The 20802-nt window shown below is 45.6% G+C and carries 19 protein-coding genes; 2 read left to right on the plus strand and 17 right to left on the minus strand.

All coding sequences use genetic code 11. The annotated features are described in order from the left end of the window. Window positions 1–296: 296 nt before the first annotated feature. From lipA to leuS, 12 genes are all read right to left on the minus strand, one after another. Entirely contained in the window at window positions 297–1262 is a 966-nt protein-coding gene (lipA, locus tag R7Q47_RS16820; RefSeq protein ID WP_005391329.1) for a lipoyl synthase, read from the minus strand. After that, window positions 1259–1921 (minus strand): lipoyl(octanoyl) transferase LipB, encoded by a 663-nt coding sequence (gene lipB, locus R7Q47_RS16825; protein ID WP_064353679.1) that lies wholly within the window; start codon window positions 1919–1921, stop codon window positions 1259–1261. The genes lipA and lipB overlap by 4 nt, the downstream gene beginning before the upstream one ends. Before the next feature lie 176 nt (window positions 1922–2097). After that, window positions 2098–2376: a DUF493 family protein YbeD gene (gene ybeD / locus R7Q47_RS16830; protein ID WP_005384135.1), complete on the minus strand. Its 279-nt coding sequence runs from the start codon at window positions 2374–2376 to the stop codon at window positions 2098–2100. Window positions 2377–2515: 139 nt separating this feature from the next. After that, complete coding sequence (locus R7Q47_RS16835) at window positions 2516–3694, minus strand: serine hydrolase (protein ID WP_005384132.1); 1179 nt, start codon at window positions 3692–3694, stop codon at window positions 2516–2518. 91 nt (window positions 3695–3785) lie between these two features. Further along, window positions 3786–4589 carry a septal ring lytic transglycosylase RlpA family protein gene (locus tag R7Q47_RS16840; protein WP_017635670.1) on the minus strand — a complete coding sequence of 268 codons (804 nt, stop codon included), beginning with the start codon at window positions 4587–4589 and terminating at the stop codon, window positions 3786–3788. Window positions 4590–4591: 2 nt separating this feature from the next. Then, window positions 4592–5713, minus strand: coding sequence for a rod shape-determining protein RodA (rodA, locus tag R7Q47_RS16845; RefSeq protein WP_005373004.1), 1122 nt, complete (start codon window positions 5711–5713; stop codon window positions 4592–4594). Then, window positions 5713–7629 (minus strand): penicillin-binding protein 2, encoded by a 1917-nt coding sequence (gene mrdA / locus R7Q47_RS16850; RefSeq protein ID WP_005373006.1) that lies wholly within the window; start codon window positions 7627–7629, stop codon window positions 5713–5715. Before mrdA ends, rodA begins: the two co-directional genes overlap by 1 nt. 29 nt (window positions 7630–7658) lie before the next feature. Continuing rightward, entirely contained in the window at window positions 7659–8129 is a 471-nt protein-coding gene (gene rlmH, locus R7Q47_RS16855) for a 23S rRNA (pseudouridine(1915)-N(3))-methyltransferase RlmH (RefSeq protein WP_017821762.1), read from the minus strand. Between the two features lie 4 nt (window positions 8130–8133). Further along, entirely contained in the window at window positions 8134–8451 is a 318-nt protein-coding gene (rsfS, locus tag R7Q47_RS16860; protein ID WP_005373015.1) for a ribosome silencing factor, read from the minus strand. An 88-nt stretch (window positions 8452–8539) separates the two neighbouring features. Then, window positions 8540–9559, minus strand: a complete 1020-nt coding sequence (gene holA, locus R7Q47_RS16865; RefSeq protein WP_248487416.1) for a DNA polymerase III subunit delta — start codon at window positions 9557–9559, stop codon at window positions 8540–8542. Window positions 9560–9564: 5 nt separating this feature from the next. Beyond that, window positions 9565–10104, minus strand: coding sequence for an LPS assembly lipoprotein LptE (gene lptE / locus R7Q47_RS16870; protein ID WP_005384122.1), 540 nt, complete (start codon window positions 10102–10104; stop codon window positions 9565–9567). 152 nt (window positions 10105–10256) lie between these two features. Continuing rightward, the gene (gene leuS / locus R7Q47_RS16875) at window positions 10257–12830 is read right to left on the minus strand and encodes a leucine--tRNA ligase (protein ID WP_005384121.1); all 2574 of its coding nucleotides are present in this window, start codon (window positions 12828–12830) and stop codon (window positions 10257–10259) included. Window positions 12831–12983: 153 nt separating this feature from the next. Here leuS and R7Q47_RS16880 point away from each other — a divergent pair, with 153 nt between their 5' ends. Beyond that, complete coding sequence (locus R7Q47_RS16880) at window positions 12984–13454, plus strand: zinc ribbon-containing protein (RefSeq protein WP_005373024.1); 471 nt, start codon at window positions 12984–12986, stop codon at window positions 13452–13454. 84 nt (window positions 13455–13538) lie between these two features. On the opposite strand, the gene lnt is transcribed toward R7Q47_RS16880, so the two are convergent. From lnt to miaB, 5 genes are all read right to left on the minus strand, one after another. Next, entirely contained in the window at window positions 13539–15056 is a 1518-nt protein-coding gene (gene lnt, locus R7Q47_RS16885; RefSeq protein ID WP_248487418.1) for an apolipoprotein N-acyltransferase, read from the minus strand. Between the two features lie 33 nt (window positions 15057–15089). Further along, complete coding sequence (corC, locus tag R7Q47_RS16890) at window positions 15090–15989, minus strand: CNNM family magnesium/cobalt transport protein CorC (RefSeq protein ID WP_005384118.1); 900 nt, start codon at window positions 15987–15989, stop codon at window positions 15090–15092. A 105-nt stretch (window positions 15990–16094) separates the two neighbouring features. After that, window positions 16095–16559: an rRNA maturation RNase YbeY gene (gene ybeY / locus R7Q47_RS16895; RefSeq protein WP_005373030.1), complete on the minus strand. Its 465-nt coding sequence runs from the start codon at window positions 16557–16559 to the stop codon at window positions 16095–16097. Between the two features lie 2 nt (window positions 16560–16561). Further along, the gene (locus R7Q47_RS16900) at window positions 16562–17659 is read right to left on the minus strand and encodes a PhoH family protein (RefSeq protein WP_005373033.1); all 1098 of its coding nucleotides are present in this window, start codon (window positions 17657–17659) and stop codon (window positions 16562–16564) included. A gap of 73 nt (window positions 17660–17732) precedes the next feature. Then, window positions 17733–19157, minus strand: a complete 1425-nt coding sequence (gene miaB / locus R7Q47_RS16905; protein ID WP_005373038.1) for a tRNA (N6-isopentenyl adenosine(37)-C2)-methylthiotransferase MiaB — start codon at window positions 19155–19157, stop codon at window positions 17733–17735. A 257-nt stretch (window positions 19158–19414) separates the two neighbouring features. On the opposite strand from miaB, the gene R7Q47_RS16910 reads away from it, so the two are divergent. Next, complete coding sequence (locus R7Q47_RS16910) at window positions 19415–20593, plus strand: 2-octaprenyl-3-methyl-6-methoxy-1,4-benzoquinol hydroxylase (RefSeq protein WP_154204789.1); 1179 nt, start codon at window positions 19415–19417, stop codon at window positions 20591–20593. The last annotated feature ends 209 nt before the right edge of the window (window positions 20594–20802 follow it).

Genomic DNA, 20802 nt, shown 5'->3' on the forward strand with positions numbered 1-20802 from the left:
TGGAATGAGATATAGCGAGAGTGTGTGATAAGGGGATGGCTACCAACACTGTCCCTTTTCAATATACCCAAACCACGTCATTCCGACGAGCCGAGGCGAGATCAGGAATCTTGTTGAGGCACACTCTTTTACTCAGAGTTTCCCTAAAAATCCTCAGTATTCTGAAAACAGATTCTGAATCACGTTCGTACCTCGCTGTTCAGAATGACGGTGGTAGAGTGGCTTTTTATCATCATTTGCCAGATACAAAAAAGGTTGGCACTGAGCCAACCTTTCTTTTCAAAACAAGCGAGAGCTTATTTAATCTCGATACCTTGAGCTTGCATATCGGCATGGTAAGAAGAGCGAACAAATGGACCACACGCTGCATGCGTGAAGCCAAGTTCTAGTGCAACTTCTTTTAGCTCGTCAAACTCTGATGGTGGAACGTAACGTTCTACTGGCAAGTGGTGACGGCTTGGCGCTAGGTACTGGCCTAGAGTCAGCATCGTTACGCCGTGTGCGCGTAGATCTTTCAGTACTTCGATGATTTCTTCTTTGGTTTCACCAAGGCCCATCATCAAACCAGACTTGGTCGGTACATCGGGATGCTGCTCTTTGAACTTCTTAAGAAGCTCAAGTGACCATTTATAGTTCGCACCTGGGCGAGCTTTACGGTAAAGACGTGGCGCGGTTTCTAAGTTGTGGTTGAAGACATCTGGCGGATTGTCTTTCATTAGATCAAGCGCTACATCCATGCGACCACGGAAGTCAGGAACCAGTGTTTCAATCTTAATATGCGGGTTTAACGCACGGATCTCGCGGTTACAATCGGCAAAGTGTTGTGCACCGCCGTCACGCAGATCGTCACGGTCAACAGAAGTGATTACTACGTATTTCAGCTTCATATCGGCAATGGTTTTCGCCAGTTTTTGAGGCTCTTCTGCTTCCGGTGGTAATGGGCGGCCATGAGCAACGTCACAGAAAGGACAACGACGAGTACAAATAGCACCTAAGATCATGAAGGTAGCTGTACCGTGGTTAAAACATTCCGCTAGGTTCGGGCAAGATGCTTCTTCACATACGGAGTGAAGTTTATTCTTACGCATCGCCGCTTTGATGTCTTGAATTCGTTGGCTGTCGGCTGGTAGCTTGATCTTCATCCAATCAGGCTTACGTAGCACTTCTTTCTGCTCTGTAGGCATGTTCTTTACGGGAATCAATGCCATTTTATCGGCGTCACGATATTTAACGCCTTTTTCCATCTGGATTGGTTTGCTCATGCTTTATTACCTTGAGAAGGTGCTTCTGTGCTGAATTCTACTTGCTCATAATCGAGCAAAGTAACGAGTTCTTCTATTAATTGTTTTTCTACGGCTTCTACATTGTCTGGGCCGCCAAATTGGCTGACCTGAACCATTTCCATACCTTCATAACCACAAGGGTTAATACGCAGAAACGGTGTTAAATCCATATTTACGTTCAAGGCTAAACCATGAAACGAGCATCCTTTACGAATGCGTAAACCGAGAGAGCATATTTTTTTACCGTCAACGTAAACGCCTGGTGCGTCAGGTCGCGCGGCCGAATCGATATTGTATGCTTTTAGCGTGTTGATCACGAGGTTCTCGATAGTGGTAACGAGATCTCGTACACCTAATTTTTTGCGGCGTAGGTTGATCAAGAAATAGGCGACCAACTGACCAGGGCCATGATACGTAACCTGGCCTCCGCGATCACTTTGTACAACAGGAATATCGCCAGTGTTAATCAAGTGCTCAGCTTTACCTGCCTGTCCTTGCGTAAATACTGGGTTATGTTCTACCAACCAGACTTCATCACGGGTTTCTTCTGTGCGTTGGTCGGTGAACTCATGCATCGCCTTCCATACAGGCTCATAGTCTTGGCGGCCAAGTCGTTTTACAACAAGTTGGTGTTGCATGGGAATTCCTGTTGCTAATATATAAAGTTTTTGGATTATAAACCGGATAACCCTGATGCTCTACCGCTGCGTAACAGATTTTTAACTGAAAGCGATGTAAAGCCTCGTTATCTCTTTGATAAATAAAAAGAAAGCAGCCAAGGCTGCTTTCAAAAAAAATTTAATATATCAAAAAATTATAGAACCATGCGTACGATGTCAATTTCACCTAACTCTTTGTACAGTGTCTCAACCTGCTCGATAGAGGTTGCAGTAATGTTGATTGACACAGAGTGGTAGTTGCCCTTAGCACTTGGTTTAACGGTCGGGCTGTAGTCACCTGGAGCATGGCGCTGAATAACTTCAAGAACAAGCTCTGGAAGTTCAGGCTTTGCATGACCCATTACCTTGTAAGTAAATGAACAAGGGAACTCAAGCAGGTCTTTTAATTTTGCATCAGAGTTGATGGTTAGCATATCGATAACTCCAGTAGATATTCGTTGCGGTGCGAAATAGTACAGTCAAATTAGGGGGAACTCAAGACGAGGAGCTCAAACTTAAAAAGCCGCCCATTCAGGCGGCTTTGCGAATAAGTTTGCTACTCTAACGTTCTTTTTAGAAGAAGCTCTTGAATAACAATACGATGTAATCCCACATGCGGCTAAATAGACTACCTTGCTCTACGGTTTCTAGTGCCATTAGTGGGTACTCGGCAATATCTTCACCATCGATCTGATAGTATAGCTTACCAACTACATCACCTTTATTAATTGGGGCTTCTAGCTCTTTTTCAAGGACGAAGCTTGCTTTTAGGTTTTTCGCTTCACCACGCGGTAGTGTTACGTAAGTATCTTGGTCAAGACCCAGTGCTACGGTGTCTTTGTTACCCATCCACACTTTTTCTTCTACGAACGTTTCACCTGCTTTGTGCGGTGCCACTGTTTCGAAGAAGCGGAAGCCGTAGCTTAGCAGCTTTTTGCTTTCTGACTTACGAGCATTGGCATCTTTAGTACCCATAACGACCGCAACCAAGCGCATTTGACCTTCAGTTGCTGAACTTACTAGGCTGTAACCCGCATTACTTGTGTGACCCGTTTTGATGCCGTCAACGTTCATGCTCTTATCCCAAAGTAGACCGTTACGGTTGTATTGGGTGATGCCGTTGTAAGTAAATTTCTTCTCTGAGTACACTCGGTACTCATTTGGTACGTCACGGATAAGTGCTTTACCTAGCAGTGCCATGTCGTATGGTGTTGAGTACAATTCTGCGTTATCTAAGCCATGAACGTTGGCAAAGTGCGAGTTAGTCATACCCAATGTGTTGGCCCAAGCGTTCATTAGGTCAACAAATGCATCTTCTGAACCTGCAATATGTTCTGCCATCGCAACACAGGCATCGTTACCTGACTGGACGATGATACCTCGGTTCAGGTCACGTACTTTAACTGTTGTGCCTACTTCAATGAACATCTTTGATGAATCAGGGAAGTTTTTCGCCCACGCATTTTTACTGATGGTGACATCATCATCTTCTGAGATATTACCACGCGCTAGCTCTTGGCCGATTACATAGCTGGTCATCATCTTAGTCAGACTAGCTGGAGACAATTTTGTGTTCATCTCTTTCTCTGCCAGTACTTTACCTGAATGGTAATCCATCAGCACGTAGCCCTTCGCCGCGATTTGAGGGGCATCTGGAACAACGATAGGTGATGCAAGAGCAGATTGAGCGAAAGTTGCAGAAAGGGCAACCGAAGAAACGAGAATAGATTTCACAAACTTATTTTTATTCATGGTAATTCAAATTTTTGGGTTAACTGCAGACATCTTATCAGAATCCCTAGTTATGTAAGAGGGGGATCAAAGAGAAATTCATGACACGAGGTCATTTGGCAGTGTTGTGTTTTTTAATAAATGCAGACGAATAGCCGAGCAACTTTACTTTATCTAATGTGGCTTGCGTCAGGGAATAGTCAGTAAATGGCCCTAACAACAAGCGATAAGACTCTTTCGCACTCTCTAGGAAAGTTTCTGTATCCAATTTTTGACCAAGCTCGGTACCTAAAGTTCGCGCGCGTTCTTCATTTTTTGATGATGCCACTTGAATAACGTACCTAGGGTGCGCTTCTAATGACTTTTTGTCCGTGGGCTGATTGATACTGATCACTTCAATTTCCACGTTCGCGGTGCCTGTTTTTATGACATCTAACTTGTGCGCGGCGGCATAGCTTAAATCAATGATACGGCCATCGTGAAAAGGACCTCGGTCATTAACTCGTACTATGGTGGTTTTGCCGTTGTCAGTATTGGTAACTTTTACGTAACTTGGTAACGGTAGCGTTTTATGCGCTGCCGTCATTGAGTACATGTCATAGATTTCGCCATTAGAAGTCAAATGACCTTGGAATTTTTTCCCATACCAAGATGCGCGGCCTTTTTCTTTAAAGCCTTTCGCATTGCGAACTATTTTGTAGTCTTTGCCACGCAAGTGGTAATCTTTGTTCCCACCTAGGCTGTACGGTTCATATTTAGGATGCGCATCCTCGATGTGTTCGACTGAAAGCGGTGTATCCGGTGCAACATCAGATTCGAGTTCGTAACGGCCTTCTTGTTCTTTTTGGCTAGTTGATGAACAGCCTGCCAAAATAAGAGCAGAGAAAACCAAGGAATATAAAGCGCGTTTTTGCATGTCTAGGTCGCCTTAGAGAATGCTTTTCGGTGCGTATGAATCGACATCAGAATACCAAAACCAGCCATCAAGGTTACCATTGATGTGCCGCCATAACTGATGAGTGGCAACGGTACACCTACTACAGGTAGGATGCCACTTACCATGCCAATATTTACAAAAATATACACGAAGAAGCTGAGTACAATACTGCCTGCCATCATTCGTCCAAATGCGGTTTGCGCTTGGCTGGCGAGATATAAACCTCGTCCAATAATAAATAGATAGATGGCTAAAAGGCAAAGGAAGCCAATCATACCCCATTCTTCAGCAATTACTGCAAAGATAAAGTCAGTGTGTCGTTCTGGAAGAAATTCTAGTTGTGACTGCGTACCTTGCAACCAACCTTTGCCGGAAATACCACCGGAGCCAATCGCAATTTTACTCTGAATAATGTGGTAGCCCGCTCCTAGCGGATCAGATTCCGGGTTAAATAGAGTACGAACTCGCACTTTTTGATACTCTCGCATCAAGAAAAACCACAGAATTGGAATGAAACCACCTAATGCAATCGCAGCACCAGCGATGATTTTCCAGCTAATGCCGGCGAGGAAGATAACAAAAATACCGGAAGCGGCGATCAGGATCGAGGTACCTAAGTCAGGCTGCTTTGCAATGAGAATGGTTGGTAAGCAGACCATAATCAGTGCAACAATGAGTGTTTTTAGCGTTGGTGGAAGGGGCTGTCTACCGACATAGCGAGCCACCATTAATGGCACTGCGAGCTTCAATAGCTCTGACGGTTGAAAGCGCACAAAACCGAGGTTAAGCCAACGCTGCGCGCCTTTCGATGCTTCACCGAAAAACAGCACGCCGAAAAGCAGTATAACGCCACCAACGAACATCAAAGGTGCCAAGCTTTCGTAAGTTCGTGGAGAAAGCTGTGCAAGGACGAGCATCACAACGAGTGAAAGCACCATTCGCATGGCTTGGCGATCCATCATCAGTAAACTTTGGCCACTGGCGCTGTACATGATCACCAGGCCAAACCCCATCAGGGCCAGTATGCCAAGTAGGAGTGGTAAGTCGATATGGAAGCGTTCAAACAGGGCGCGATTTTTACCTGTAGAGGGATCCATCTTCATTACTGTTTTACCTCTTTCTTCGCATTGTTTTCAGGCTCAATTTCTTCTGGACCAAGAACGACTCGGTCAAAAATTTTCCTTACTACTGGGGCACCGTTACTAGAACCACCACCGGCATTTTCTAGTACTACAGTGACGACCACTTTAGGATCATCAAATGGTGCAAAGCCAGTAAATAACGCATGGTCACGTAAGTGCTCGGCGATCTCATCGGCGTTGTATTCTTCGTTTTCACCCAGACCGAAGACCTGTGCAGTACCTGATTTACCCGCTGTTTCATAATTCATTTTGTAGAATGAGCGGCGAGCTGTTCCGCGCGTGCCATGGTTTACCCGACGCATGCCTTCTTTCGCCATATCCCAGTACTTTTTAGGCACATTCTTGATTGGTGGGTAAGTCACGTATTCTGTCGCTTGCTGCTCTTCGAAGTCGTTACCATTTTCTATCGTCGCTTTGAGCAAGTGAGGTGCGATCACTTCTCCCTCGTTTACTAATACGGAGGTTGCTTTGGCGATTTGCATTGGTGTTGCTGTCCAATATCCTTGGCCGATACCCACAGGGATCGTATCACCTTTATACCACGGGGTTTTATGGCGAGACATTTTCCAGTCACGAGTCGGCATGTTTGCCTTACTTTCTTCGTAGATATCAATGCCAGTGTAATCACCAAAACCGAACATCATCATCCAATTCGAAATACGGTCAATACCCATGTCATAAGCGATTTGATAGTAGAAGGTATCAACAGACTCTTCGATCGACTTAATGATATCGACGCGCCCGTGCCCCCAACGCAACCAGTCACGAAACGGACGAGTGTTAGAGTTTGGTATGCGCCAATAACCAGGGTCATTTCGTGTGGTGTTAGGTGTGACGACACCTTCTTGCAGCGCGGCTACCGCCATAAATGGTTTGATGGTAGACGCAGGAGGGTAAATGCCAAGTGTAGTGCGGTTGACCAAAGGACGGTTTTTATCGTTCAAAAGGGCGCGATAGTCTTTACCTGAGATTCCGTGCACGAACGAGTTAGGATCATAGCTAGGGCTTGAAACCATAGCCAGTACGCCGTTGTCTCTAGGATCGATTACTACAGCACTGCCTCGGCGGCCGTCCAACAATTGGTGTACGTACAACTGCAAGTTGATATCAAGGTTTAAAACGATGTCTTTTCCGGGTACAGGTGGAACGTACTTTAAGGTACGAATTACTCGGCCGCGGCTGTTTACCTCGACTTCTTGATATCCGGCTGTACCGTGTAAGAGGTCTTCGTAGTATTTTTCAATACCCAGCTTACCAATGTCGCGAGTGGCTTGGTAGTTCGCGTCTTTTTCTTCTCGGATCAGGCGTTGCATGTCGCGATCATTAATTCGAGAAACATACCCAATCACGTGGGTTAAGACTTCGCTGAAAGGGTAGTAGCGCTTTAAGGTCGCACTTATTTCCACGCCCGGAAAGCGGTACTGATTGACGGAGAATACCGCTACTTGTTTTTCGTTCAGTTGGGTAAGCAGTGGGACCGATTTAAATCGACGAGTCCGTTTACGCTCGTGGTGGAAACGTTCAATCTGGTCTGGTGTAATTTCCAGAATAGTTTGTAATTCTTGGATGGTTGCATCAATGTCTTTAATTTTTTCTGGGGTCAGTTCTAAGTTAAAGACGGGACGGTTCTCTGCCAGTAAAACGCCATTTCGGTCATAAATTAGACCTCGGTTAGGCGCGATAGGCACTACTTTGATGCGGTTATCGTTCGAGCGGGTTTGATAGTCTTGAAACTGGTTCACCTGAATGTTGTACATGTTGGCAACCAGAGCTCCCATCAAGACAACAATGCCGATAAAAGCAACAATAGCGCGGCTGGCAAACAGACGCGCTTCGGCTTGATAATCTCGGATTTGACTGCGGCGTTTACGAATCATTAACGCTTGGCTCTAAAGTTAAACAACGATTATTCGCGATGATAAGGGTGGTTAGCGGTGATGCTCCACGCTCGGTACAAGCTTTCTGCCATTACGATACGCACTAGAGGGTGGGGTAGCGTTAAGGCAGACAATGACCAGCTTTGGTCTGCTGCAGCTTTGCATGCAGGAGCGAGTCCTTCGGGACCGCCGATTAATATTGATACATCACGGCCATCTAATTTCCAAGCTTCTAACTGCTCAGCGAGTTGAGGAGTGTCCCATTTTTTACCTGGGATATCTAACGTGACGATACGGTTGCCTTTTGGTACCGCAGCGAGCATCGCTTCCCCTTCTTTTTGCAGGATGCGAGCGATATCGGCATTTTTTCCGCGTTTGCCAGCAGAGATTTCAATCAACTCCAACGGCATATCATGCGGGAAACGGCGACGATATTCTTGAAAGCCTTCCTCAACCCATTTTGGCATTTTTGTACCAACAGCAATTAGTTGAATTTTCAAAAGATTAACCCCAGAGTTTTTCTAGCTGGTAGAGTTCGCGGTGCTCTTCTTGCATCACGTGAAGCATGGCGTCGCCCATATCAAGGACTACCCATTCACCTTCGTTTTCACCTTCCATTCCTAGTGGCTCAAGACCGGCTTTTTTCACCTCTGTTGCAACATGGTCAGCGATGGATGAAACGTGGCGTTTGGATGTACCAGTACAGATGATCATGTAATCTGTCACGCTTGATTTATCTTCCACATTTAGGACGATAATGTCTTCCGCTTTCATGTCGTCGGCTTTATCAGCTAAAAAGTCTTTCAGTTCTTCGCGAAGCACTCGGTTTTCCTCGGTTTGTCTCTTATCTCTACAGTGTTTTACATTCTTGCTTGCAAAACAGGTCGCGCACTATATCACGCTTTGATTTTTAAATTGCCAGCTTAATATCAGGAGAGCAGGTTTCTAAGCTCAACTGATGAATAGTTGGCCATACAGACTCGTCATACTGAGTTTTGGCTTTTATCTCGGCTTGAGCCAACAAGGAGAGCAATGCACAAATACGACTCGCTGATAAGCGGGTCAGTGCTGCGTTATAGAGTGGACGCTTGTTTTGCCAAACTCGATATTTCTCAAATACCTGGTTCATTCCCATTTGACTTAAGTCTTGATGCATATTTAAAAGTTGGCTCAACTCTTTTTGTACACTTCGAATCAAGATCACGGTCTCAACCCCTTCCGCCTCAAGTTGGCGAAGAATACGTTGTGCACGGTTTGCTTTACCTGCCAGTAAGGCGTCGATCCAGTTAAAGGTAGTGAAGTGATTATGGCGACTTAGGGCTTCCTCTAAACGTATGATGGTCAGCTCACCATCCGGGTAGAGTAGGGCCAATTTCTCTAAGCTTTGTGTCAATGCAAATAGGTTACCTTCATGCCATTGAGCCAACATTTGCAGTGATTGCTGATCGGGTTTTAGTCCCAACGTGCGGCAACGTGTCTGAATGAACCTAGGTAGGCGTTGAAGGTCTGGCGACAAGCAGCTTACCCAATCGCCTTTTGAGCTTAATGCTTTAAACCATTTCGCATTTTCTTGGGCTTTGGTCAGTTTGCTACCAACAATGACGAGCATGATGTCATCATGAAGCATATCACACAGTGTTTGCAGCTCTTTGCTGACGGCGGTTGTTACGCCACTTTCAGGAATTTCAAGCTCAATCAATTGACGGTTTGAAAACAGGCTCATCGCTTGGAAACAGTCGTAAACTTGGTTCCAGTCGATGCTAGCATCCACCGCAAAACGGTGTTTTTCCTCAAAACCTTGCTGAAACGCTGCCTTTTGGATTGCTTGGCGGCTTTCTTGAATCAGTAACGGCTCATTACCAAAGATTAAGTAAACCTGTTTAACTTGTTTAGTTAAATGATCCGTTAGCTTATCGGCATAAATTCGCATAGTGACTAAGAGTTTTTGTTCGCTGGCTCAGAGATTTGTCCTGCTTCATATTCGGCACGAATACGGCCCAACTGGCGCATCATCTGTTTTGCAGCTTGCAAGCGCATCTCGTCTTCAATTACGTCACGCTCAACAGATTTTGCAAGTGCGGTCAACGGGTTGTCTAGGTAGTTGCGGTTTACTGTTGTCGTAAAGTTTTTAGAACCATAGCCAGGAATTGTCACACGGTATTTTACTACGTATGTCAGCTCTTTTTCTGCTGCACGGCTATTTTGATAAAGCGATAGTGTACGCTCATCGATTGTCGCTTCCGTCAAATGAAGGTTGGGTACCGTCGATGATGGTTGAACAAGTTCAACTTTGTTCAGTTCGAGTTGAGAGCGAACATAGCGAGTTAATTCACTGTATTCATCGTAGCTGGAGAAAGACATAGTGTGCAGCTCTTCCGGTACGGAATACTCGCCGCGAAGGTGAAAACCACAGGCAGAAAGAAGCCCCGCTAATACCAATACCACTGGTAGTTTAATCAAAGAGAAAAAGCGCATTGATTGTATTCATCCTAAATTGAAGGGGTTATTTACCTTAAACCACTCATGTGAATGGTTTGAGGTAAATAAACAGGGTAGAAAACTACCCTGTTTAATGACTCTTGGTTAACAAATAAGTTCGCTAAACAGAGACAAATTGACAGCTGCGATTAGTTTGCAACGATGTTCAGCAGTTTACCTGGAACGTAAATAACTTTACGAATAGTCAGGCCATCAGTGAACTTAACCACGTTTTCGTCGTTTAGACCAAGCTGTTCGATATCGTCTTTAGAGATATCAGCTGGGACTGTTAGCTTCGCACGTAGCTTACCGTTAACTTGAACAACGATAGTTTTTTCGTCTTCAACTAGCGCTTTTTCGTCAAACGTCGGCCATGCCGCGTTATCAATGTCTGTTTCACCTAGTGCTGCCCATAGCTCGTATGAGATATGCGGAGTGATAGGGTAAAGCATGACAACAATAGCTTTCAGTGCTTCGTCAAGGATTGCACGATCTTGCGCAGATTCTTGAGGCGCTTTCGCTAGTTTGTTCATCAGCTCCATGATCGCTGCGATCGCGGTGTTGAATGTTTGACGACGAGCGATATCGTCCGTCACTTTCGCGATAGTCTTGTGAACGTCGCGGCGAAGTGCTTTTTGATCACCAGAAAGCGCTGAGGTATCTACTGCTTCTGCTGCACCTTTCGCTGTGTGCTCTTTCACTAGTTTCCAAACACGTTTTAGGAAGCGGTTCGCACCTTCTACGCCAGACTCTTGCCATTCAAGTGTCATGTCCGCTGGAGACGCGAACATCATGAATAGACGTACTGTGTCAGCGCCGTACTTGTCTACCATTTCTTGAGGGTCGATACCGTTGTTCTTAGACTTAGACATCTTGATCATGCCTGAGTGCGTTACATCACGACCTTCAGTGTCTTTAGCAGAAGTAATGCGGCCTTTACCATCACGTTCAACGGCTACGTCTGTTGGAGCTACCCACTCTTTGCCGCCTTTCTCGTTCTCGAAGTAGAACGCATCAGCCAGTACCATGCCTTGACACAGTAGTTGCTTGAACGGTTCGTCAGAAGTTACGTAACCCGCATCGCGCAGTAGTTTGTGGAAGAAGCGTGAGTACAGTAGGTGCATACAAGCGTGCTCGATACCACCGATGTATTGATCTACTGGTAGCCAGTAGTTTGCTTTTTCTGGGTCTAGGATGTCGTCCGCTTGTGGTGAACAGTAACGCGCGTAGTACCAAGAAGATTCCATGAACGTATCGAACGTATCTGTCTCACGTAGAGCAGGTTCGCCGTTAAAGGTTGTCTTCGCCCACTCTTTGTCTGCTTTGATTGGGCTAGTGACGCCGTCCATTACCACGTCTTCTGGAAGAATCACTGGTAGTTGGTCAGCAGGTACTGGGTGAACTTCACCGTCTTCAGTGGTTACCATTGGGATTGGCGCACCCCAATAACGTTGACGAGATACACCCCAGTCGCGTAGACGGAAGTTTACAGTCTTAGTGCCTTTGCCCTCTGCTTCTAGCTTCGCTGCAATTGCATCGAACGCCGCTTGGAATTCTAGGCCATCGAATTCACCTGAATCGAACAGTACACCTTTCTCTGTATATGCCGCTTCAGAGATGTCTAGCTCGCTGCCATCAGCAGGCTTGATAACTGGCACGATGTCTAGACCGTACTTCGTTGCGAACTCGTAGTCACGTTGGTCGTGCGCAGGTACAGCCATTACCGCGCCTGTACCGTAGTCCATCAGAACGAAGTTTGCTACGTATACTGGTACTTCGCGGCCGTTCAATGGATGAATAGCAGTAAGGCCAGTTGCCATACCTTTCTTCTCCATTGTCGCTAGCTCAGCTTCTGCAACCTTGTTGTTCTTACATTCGTCGATAAACGCTGCAAGCTCTGGATTGTTCTCTGCTGCAAGAGCTGCAAGAGGGTGGCCGGCTGCGATACCCACGTAAGTCACACCCATTAGCGTATCTGGACGTGTTGTGTAAACTTCTAGGTCTTGTTGACCCTTAACTTCAAACTTCAGTTCAACACCTTCAGAACGACCAATCCAGTTGCGCTGCATGGTTTTCACCATTTCAGGCCAACCTTCAAGCTTGTCTAAGTCGTCTAGTAGCTCTTGAGCGTACTCAGTGATTTTGATGAACCATTGAGGGATTTCTTTTTGCTCTACAGGCGTATCACAACGCCAGCAACAACCGTCTTCAACCTGCTCGTTTGCAAGAACAGTTTGGTCGTTAGGACACCAGTTAACAGAAGAAGTCTTTTTGTAAACTAAACCTTTCTCGTAAAGTTTAGTGAAGAACTCTTGTTCCCAGCGGTAGTACTCCGGTGTACATGTTGCGAATTCACGGTTCCAATCGTAACCAAAGCCTAGAAGCTTAAGTTGGTTCTTCATGTATTCGATGTTTTCGTAAGTCCAAGGTGCTGGCGCAGTTTTGTTTTTTACTGCTGCGTTTTCTGCAGGTAGACCGAATGCGTCCCAACCGATTGGTTGCATCACGTTTTTGCCTTGTAGGCGTTGGAAACGAGATACTACATCACCGATAGTGTAGTTGCGCACGTGACCCATGTGCAGTCGACCACTTGGGTATGGGAACATGGACAGACAGTAGAATTTTTCTTTATTTGGGTCTTCACTTACAACAAAGGTTTTGTTGTCATCCCAGTGCTTTTGAACTTTTTGTTCAATATCTTGTGGGTTGTATTGTTCTTGCATCGATGGTATCCGTTATCTTGGAATTTGTGAGTTCGGTTAGAACAGACTTAAATAGATCGTCATAGAATACCTAAAGCTAGGGATCACAACAATAGCCAATCTGTACCCATGCGCCCTTAAGTGACGCAGGTAGGAGAAAGATGGAGGTCAGTTATGCCTAAACGTAAAACAGGTTATGAGGAAATGCTCGAGGATGTGATTGAAACCTTGAAGCACAGTCCGGAAGAAGTTAACAAAGCGATTGAGACGTCGGGCAAAGTGGTGGATGCTGCTAATGACTTGACCAAAGATGAGTTGGCTTTAATCAAAGCGTACCTTAAAGCAGACTTAAAAGAGTTTTCAGAGAGTTACGAGGATAGCAAAAGCGGCCCGTTTTACTTAACGATTGCGGACTCGATATGGCAAGGGCTGTTAGAGATTACAGACCGAACTAAAGTTGAGTGGGTTGAGTTGTTCGATGACTTAGAGCATCAAGGGCTATATGAAGCAGGAGAGGTGATAGGCTTAGGCACTTTAGTCTGTGATGAGTGTGGTCACAAGACAACGTATAACCACCCAACTGTAATCATTCCGTGTATTAAATGTGGTCACAAAGGCTTTACTCGTCAGTCATTAAAGCCATAAATGGCGCGTAACGACAGTATAATGCTATGAATAAAAAAGAGGCTTAGTCGCCTCTTTTTTGTCTTTTCTACTTTCAAGCTGTTATCAGCTCTGTTTTCTTCTTAAGCCGAAAGCCAGAGCTAAACTTAACCCAACCCAAATATACAATGGCCAAGTACCAAGGACTCGATATGGCGTTTGTCCATTGGTTGGGGTGAGCTCTGCGCGCAGTACTGCAGTTTCAAACTGCGGTACTTGCTCAACGATTTTACCTTTGTGATCGGTTACCGCTGTTAATCCGTTGTTAGTCGAGCGGATGAGCGGTTTACCTAACTCTAAGGCACGCATACGGGCGATCTCCATATGCTGAAGAGGACCGATAGAGTGACCAAACCATGCATCGTTCGAAAGCGTTAGAATGAAGTCTGTTTCGTCAGTTACATTTTGACGCACTTGCTCATTAAAGATGATCTCATAGCAAAGCGCTGGTGCCATGTGCATGCCATTCGCAACGATGTTTGGCTGCACAAAAGTCCCACGGCTAAACGACGACATCGGTAGGTTAAAGAATGGCGCTAATGGGCGCAAAATATCTTCAAATGGTACAAACTCACCAAACGGTAGTAGGTGATGCTTATGGTAACGTTCGCTTAAATCGAAGCTGTAGTCACCGTATGGTGTGATGCCGAGGGACAGAATACTGTTGTAGAACTGTCGATCTTCAGCTTGGTTGACGACACCGGTGATGATTGCGCTGTTATTCATTTTTGCAGCGCTGTCGATATTGCTCAAAAATGAAGGCACTTCAATTTCAAAAGCGGGAATTGCTGCTTCTGGCCAAACGATAATATCAGCGTCCCAGTTTTCACGAGTTAAGTCAGCATATTTCATGATGGTTGGCCAGCGTTGACTTGGTAGCCACTTTAGGTTTTGGTCTACGTTACCTTGAATCAGCGCTAGCTTAGTCGTGTCTTCTGGTCGTGGTGTTACCCAATCGTAGTTGCGAATCCCAAAGCCAGTACTGAGTAGTACCGCAGGGATAATCACCATCAGCCACTGCTTATGAATCCATGCATAGGCTAACGCCCCTGCGCTGATAAGGATAAATAGAGTAAGCAGTTCTACGCCGCCAATTGGTGCAAAGCTTGCGAGTGGAGCATCTATCTGGCTATAGCCTAGCCATAACCAAGGGAAGCCAGTCATCACCCAACCACGTAACCAATCACTGATCAGCCATAAAGCAGGTGCAGCGAGAAGTGCTTTTGTGAGCGTAAATTGAGGAAACAGCTTGTTGTTGAGCCAAGCAAATAAGCCTGAATAAACAGCCAAGTAGGCAACAAGCAAGCCCATTAAAAATAAATTGGCAATGAGCGGCATACCGCCAAAACCGGAGATACTGACGTAAACCCAGCTAACGCCAGTTGCAAATTGACCTAACCCCCAAGCATAACCAACCCATAGTGCGCGTTTCGGAGTTTGGTTAGCAAGAAGAATCAGTAGAATTGCTGGGCTAAGAATGGCAATAGGCCACAGCTGGTAAGGAGCGAAAGCGAGTGTAGTAGAGGCGCCAACAAAAGCGGCCACTAAGGGCCGCTTAAGGCGATGAAAGAGTTCATTCATCATTGTAATTTTCTGAGATTCCCAATGGGTATCGCGTTACTCTTGAGTGGCTTCAACCAGGGTTTCTTCGTCTGGGATCGTCACTTGGAGTTGAATGACACGACGGTTATCGGCAGCGGTGACTTTGAAGTTGTAGCCTTCAATTTCAACCAGTTCACCACGAGAAGGTAAGTGACCAAAGGCAGTCATGACCATACCACCAACGGTATCAACTTCCTCATCGCTGAAGTTGGTTCCGAATGTCTCATTAAACTCTTCGATGGTTGTCAGCGCTCTGACAGCAAACGTATGCTTGCTCAGCTTACGAATGTCCGTCTCTTCACTTTCATCGAATTCATCTTCAATATCCCCGACGATTTCCTCAAGGATATCTTCAATGGTCACAAGACCAGAAACACCACCGAATTCATCGACAACAATGGCCATATGATAACGTTCTTCACGGAATTCTTTCAGCAGTCGATCAACGCGTTTACTTTCCGGTACCACAACCGCTGGTCGAATGACTTCTTCGATATCAAATGGATTACTGCCTGAGCCTAAGTATTTAAGTAAGTCCTTCGCTAGAAGTATGCCTTCCACATGGTCTTTATCTTCGCTGATCACAGGGTAGCGAGAGTGTTGAGCATCGGTAATCAAAGCAACCAAGGTATCAAGGTCGTGAGTACGCTCAACTGTAACCATTTGCGAACGCGGGATCATAATGTCACGCACACGCATTTCGGAGATTTCCATAACACCTTCGAGCATATCGCGAGTGTCATGGTCAATCAGGTCGTTAACTTCAGAGTCGCGGATAACATCCACAAGCTCTTGGCGATCTTTTGGTTCGCCCTGAAATAGTTGACCTAGACGTTCAAAGAAGGACTTTCTACTCGGACCTTCTGCCTTTTCTTTCTTATCTTCGTTAGAAGAGGGAGAATTATCTTCGTTCATTGTTTCTCAATTAAGTAACGCTATCAGAAGTGTGATAGCACACATAGAGAGGCGAACACGAGAGTCATTTAGGTGGTTCGCCTTTCCCTGTCGAGTGGCCAATAGCTACTCTTTTTCAGCAATGTAAGGATCTTCATAACCCATACCTTGCATGATTTCGGTTTCGAGGGACTCCATCTCTTCGGCTTCGTCATCCTCTATATGATCATAACCTAGCAGATGCAAGCTGCCATGTACAACCATATGCGCCCAATGTGCTAGCAGAGGCTTGCTCTGTTCAACCGCCTCTTTTTCAACAACTTGGCGGCAAATAATCAAATCACCAAGTAAATCTATTTCCATACCAGGAGGTGCTTCAAATGGAAACGACAACACATTAGTTGGTTTATCTTTGCCGCGATACTCATGGTTGAGCGTATGACTTTCTTGTTCATCAACAATACGAATGGTGACTTCGGCTTGTGGCTGGAAGAGAGGTATTGTCTTATCTAGCCACAATTGGAAATCTTGCTGCGAAGGCAGACCTTCTTCATTTTCGACTGCCAGTTGCAGATCAAGTTCAATCGCCATGGTTATTCCTTAGTTGAAGCAACTTGTGCATTCAGTTCGGCTTTTGCTGCTTCTAGTAACTTCGCATCGCGTTCTTCACGACGGCGTTTCTCGAACTCTTTACGCTCTTTCTGGTCTTGTGCTTCCCACTTCTCGTACGCGTTAACGATACGAGCAACCACAGGGTGACGTACAACGTCGTCGGCTAAGAAGAAGTTAAAGCTGATGTCGTCAACTTCGCTTAGTACTTCAATAGCATGACGAAGACCCGATTTCGCACCACGAGGTAAGTCAATCTGCGTGACATCACCAGTGATAACCGCGCGAGAGTTAAAACCAATACGCGTTAGGAACATCTTCATCTGCTCAACAGTGGTGTTCTGACTCTCATCAAGAATGATGAAGGCGTCGTTTAGAGTACGACCACGCATGTAAGCAAGAGGAGCAACCTCAATCACGTTACGTTCAATCAGCTTCTCTACGCGCTCAAAGCCCAGCATTTCAAATAGGGCGTCGTATAGCGGACGTAGGTATGGGTCGACTTTCTGGCTTAAATCACCAGGCAGGAAGCCCAATTTCTCACCAGCTTCAACCGCTGGACGAGTAAGTAGAATACGGCGGATCTCTTGGCGCTCTAGTGCGTCAACAGCTGCTGCTACAGCAAGGTAGGTTTTACCTGTACCAGCCGGGCCAATACCAAAAGAAATATCATGCGTGACCATGTTAACCAAGTACTGCGCTTGGTTTGGCGTACGTGGTTTGATCACACCTTTCTTGGTTTTGACGAAGACTTCTTTACCATGCTCGATGTTAGACTCAGTATTCTGCTCAAGAACACCAGACTCTTTGATCGCTAGATGGATTTGCTCAGGCTCAATATCTGGGATCTCACCTCGTACAGGTGCGGTATCAACATATAGAGTTTTCAGGATATCCAGCGCAGCTGATGCGGTATGAGGTTTACCGACAATCGTAAAGTGGTCACTACGGTGGTTAATTTCAACGCCTAGACGACGTTCTAAATGCTTGATGTTGTCATCGAATGGACCGCACAGGCTAGCTAGTCGGCGGTTGTCTGAAGGTTCTAGGTTAATTTCTAGAGTTACGATTTTATTGCTCAATGTTGCCTCTCATTTTTTGCCACTTAGTGAGAGCCTGATAACGACCAGGCCCTCTATGGCTATTTATACGAGCTTACGGCGTAAAAGTAGCTACACCCAGCTCATCTTCGCGACGTGTTTTCGCCATCATCTGCGTTGGGGAAATCACACTACGAAGATCCATGTCTTTTTCAGTACGTACTAGCTCACCACGCAGTGAGTTTGCAAATACGTCTACGATCTTCACATCAACGAACTGACCAATTAGGTCTGCACTACCTTCAAAGTTTACTACACGGTTGTTTTCTGTACGAGCGCGTAGTTCCATTAGGTTTTTCTTCGAAGGACCTTCCACTAGAACACGTTGTTCTGTGCCAAGCATTAAGCGAGAGTAACGCATCGCTTGAGCATTGATAGTTTGCTGTAGTTCGTAAAGGCGTTCTTTCTTCACTTGTTCTGACACATCACAAGGGTAATCCGCTGCTGGCGTACCTGGACGTGGAGAGAAAATAAAGCTGAAGCTCATGTCAAAGTCTACATCTTTGATTAGCTTCATGGTGTCTTGGAAGTCTTTGTCTGTCTCACCAGGGAAACCAACAATAAAGTCTGAACTGATTTGAATATCAGGACGAGCTTTACGCAGTTTACGGATGATCGATTTGTATTCGATAGCGGTGTGAGGGCGTTTCATCATCGTTAGGATACGGTCACTACCACTTTGCACAGGTAAGTGCAGGAAGCTCACAAGTTCTGGCGTATCTTCGTATACTGCGATGATGTCGTCTGTGAATTCTAACGGGTGGCTCGTCGTGAAACGAATACGGTCGATACCATCGATAGACGCAACCAAACGAAGCAGTTCTGCAAATGAACAGATCTCACCATCGTGCATAGGACCACGGTACGCGTTTACGTTTTGACCCAGAAGGTTTACTTCACGTACGCCTTGTTCAGCAAGTTGGGCGATTTCGAACAGTACGTCATCCATTGGACGGCTTACTTCTTCACCACGAGTGTACGGTACGACACAGTAAGTACAGTACTTAGAGCAGCCTTCCATAATAGAAACGAATGCTGTCGCACCTTCAGCGCGAGGTTCAGGTAGGCGGTCGAATTTTTCGATCTCTGGGAACGAAATGTCCATAACTGGTGCATCATCGGACTGAGATTGTTTGATCATCTCAGGTAGGCGGTGCAAAGTTTGTGGGCCAAAAATAACGTCAACGTATGGTGCACGTTCACGAATATGGTCACCTTCTTGCGTTGCTACACAACCACCTACACCGATAACTACGCCAGGTTTTTTATCTTTTAGTGTTTTCCAGCGGCCTAACTGGTGGAAAACTTTCTCTTGCGCTTTTTCACGGATCGAACAGGTGTTAAGTAGAAGTACGTCTGCTTCCTCTGGCTCTTCCGTCAGCTCGTAGCCGTTTGCAGCATTAAGCAGGTCGGCCATTTTTGATGAATCGTATTCGTTCATCTGGCAGCCCCAGGTTTTAATTAGCAGTTTCTTACTCATCTCACTTTCGCTCGTTCAGTTGTACTTAAATCGGAGAGCTATTGCTCAAATTATAGCCGCCATCACGGCGGTAAGCGGCGTATTGTACTGCTTTAAAAAGCACCTGACTAGTGATCTAGCTAATTCTCTGCAAAGCCTGATGAAATCTAGTTTTTCGCCCTATGCAGAACAAGGTTTTTTGTTAAACAATTTTGTAAAAATAGCCATGGAAAGTACAATAAAAAACGCCAATTAATCAGCACGATGAAGAGTGAAAAATGAACAAGTATGACATCGCCGTGATCGGTGGCGGTATGGTTGGGGCAGCCGTCGCTGTTGGATTTGCCAAGCAGGGCAGAAGCGTTGTCTTGGTCGAAGGTACAAAACCTAAAGTTTTTGATGCCGCTCAGGCGATGGATATTCGTGTATCTGCAATCTCGCACCAGTCGGTGGAGTTACTTGATTCACTCGGAGCATGGTCAGAGATCAAGAGCATGCGAGTTTGTCCTTATCGGCGCTTAGAAACTTGGGAGCACCCAGAGTGCCGTACTCGTTTTCACTCTGATGAATTGTCATTGGATCAGCTAGGTTACATCGTTGAAAATCGCCTAATCCAATTAGGTCTTTGGCAAGTCTTCTCTCAGTATGAAAATCTAACCGTGATGTGTCCTGAGCGATTAAAAGCCATTGAGTTTGCAGATGTAAACCTTGTGACACTAGAAAGTGGGGAGCAGTTTGAAGCTAACTGGGTGATTGGTGCTGATGGTGCAAACTCTAAAGTTCGTCAATTGTCTGGAATTGGTGTAACTGCGTGGGATTACCGACAACACTGCATGTTGATTAACGTGAAAACAGAATTGCCTCAGCAAGATATTACTTGGCAACAATTTACACCTTCAGGCCCACGTTCATTTTTACCTCTGTGCTCTTTGAGTAACGACGATGGTCAAGTAGTAGGCCTAGGTTCTTTGGTTTGGTATGACTCGCCTAAACGTATTAAACAACTGTGTGCGATGGGTAAACCTCAACTAAGGGAAGAAATCTTACGTCATTTCCCTGCTGAATTAGGCGATATTGAAGTTTTACAGTTTGGCTCATTCCCACTCACTCGTCGTCATGCGCAAAGCTACTCAAGCAAAAATTGCGTGTTAGTGGGTGACTCTGCTCATACGATCAATCCGCTTGCAGGGCAAGGGGTAAACTTAGGCTTCAAAGATGTAGACGTTCTCCTTTCGGTAACAGAACACCAAGAAAAGCTGGAAGATACCTTACTCGCGAAATACGAACGCGCACGTCGACCTGACAACTTACTCATGCAGACGGGCATGGACTTTTTCTATAAAGGTTTTAGCAACGATCTTGGGCCATTGAAGTTCGTACGTAATGCTGCATTGAAGCTTGCTGAAAACTCAGGGCCAATTAAGGCTCAAGTACTGAAATACGCGTTAGGTATGTAGTAAGCTACTCAAATCACAGATAGAAAAAAAGCGAGCCATGAGCTCGCTTTTTTAATTCGGCAAATCTAATGATTTCCCGAGTCCAGAACCAAAAAAAAGAAAAAACCCAGCAAAGTCATGCTGGGTTTTCCGATAATGGTGCGGAAGGAGAGACTTGAACTCTCACACCTTGCGGCGCCAGAACCTAAATCTGGTGCGTCTACCAATTC

It is taken from the genome of Vibrio sp. Vb0349 (assembly GCF_033338975.1).

Excerpts from the sequence above, each read along its gene's own strand:
- R7Q47_RS16880 (WP_005373024.1), top strand. The coding sequence starts at position 12,984 with ATGCCTAAACGTAAAACAGGTTATGAGGAAATGCTCGAGGATGTGATT.
- R7Q47_RS16910 (WP_154204789.1), top strand. The coding sequence starts at position 19,415 with ATGAACAAGTATGACATCGCCGTGATCGGTGGCGGTATGGTTGGGGCA.
- R7Q47_RS16835 (WP_005384132.1), bottom strand. The coding sequence starts at position 3,694 with ATGAATAAAAATAAGTTTGTGAAATCTATTCTCGTTTCTTCGGTTGCC.
- miaB (WP_005373038.1), bottom strand. The coding sequence starts at position 19,157 with ATGAGTAAGAAACTGCTAATTAAAACCTGGGGCTGCCAGATGAACGAA.
- leuS (WP_005384121.1), bottom strand. The coding sequence starts at position 12,830 with ATGCAAGAACAATACAACCCACAAGATATTGAACAAAAAGTTCAAAAG.
- ybeD (WP_005384135.1), bottom strand. The coding sequence starts at position 2,376 with ATGCTAACCATCAACTCTGATGCAAAATTAAAAGACCTGCTTGAGTTC.
- mrdA (WP_005373006.1), bottom strand. The coding sequence starts at position 7,629 with ATGATTCGTAAACGCCGCAGTCAAATCCGAGATTATCAAGCCGAAGCG.
- rodA (WP_005373004.1), bottom strand. The coding sequence starts at position 5,713 with ATGAAGATGGATCCCTCTACAGGTAAAAATCGCGCCCTGTTTGAACGC.
- lptE (WP_005384122.1), bottom strand. The coding sequence starts at position 10,104 with ATGCGCTTTTTCTCTTTGATTAAACTACCAGTGGTATTGGTATTAGCG.
- ybeY (WP_005373030.1), bottom strand. The coding sequence starts at position 16,559 with ATGGCGATTGAACTTGATCTGCAACTGGCAGTCGAAAATGAAGAAGGT.
- lipA (WP_005391329.1), bottom strand. The coding sequence starts at position 1,262 with ATGAGCAAACCAATCCAGATGGAAAAAGGCGTTAAATATCGTGACGCC.
- lnt (WP_248487418.1), bottom strand. The coding sequence starts at position 15,056 with ATGATGAATGAACTCTTTCATCGCCTTAAGCGGCCCTTAGTGGCCGCT.
- lipB (WP_064353679.1), bottom strand. The coding sequence starts at position 1,921 with ATGCAACACCAACTTGTTGTAAAACGACTTGGCCGCCAAGACTATGAG.
- corC (WP_005384118.1), bottom strand. The coding sequence starts at position 15,989 with ATGAACGAAGATAATTCTCCCTCTTCTAACGAAGATAAGAAAGAAAAG.
- holA (WP_248487416.1), bottom strand. The coding sequence starts at position 9,559 with ATGCGAATTTATGCCGATAAGCTAACGGATCATTTAACTAAACAAGTT.
- R7Q47_RS16840 (WP_017635670.1), bottom strand. The coding sequence starts at position 4,589 with ATGCAAAAACGCGCTTTATATTCCTTGGTTTTCTCTGCTCTTATTTTG.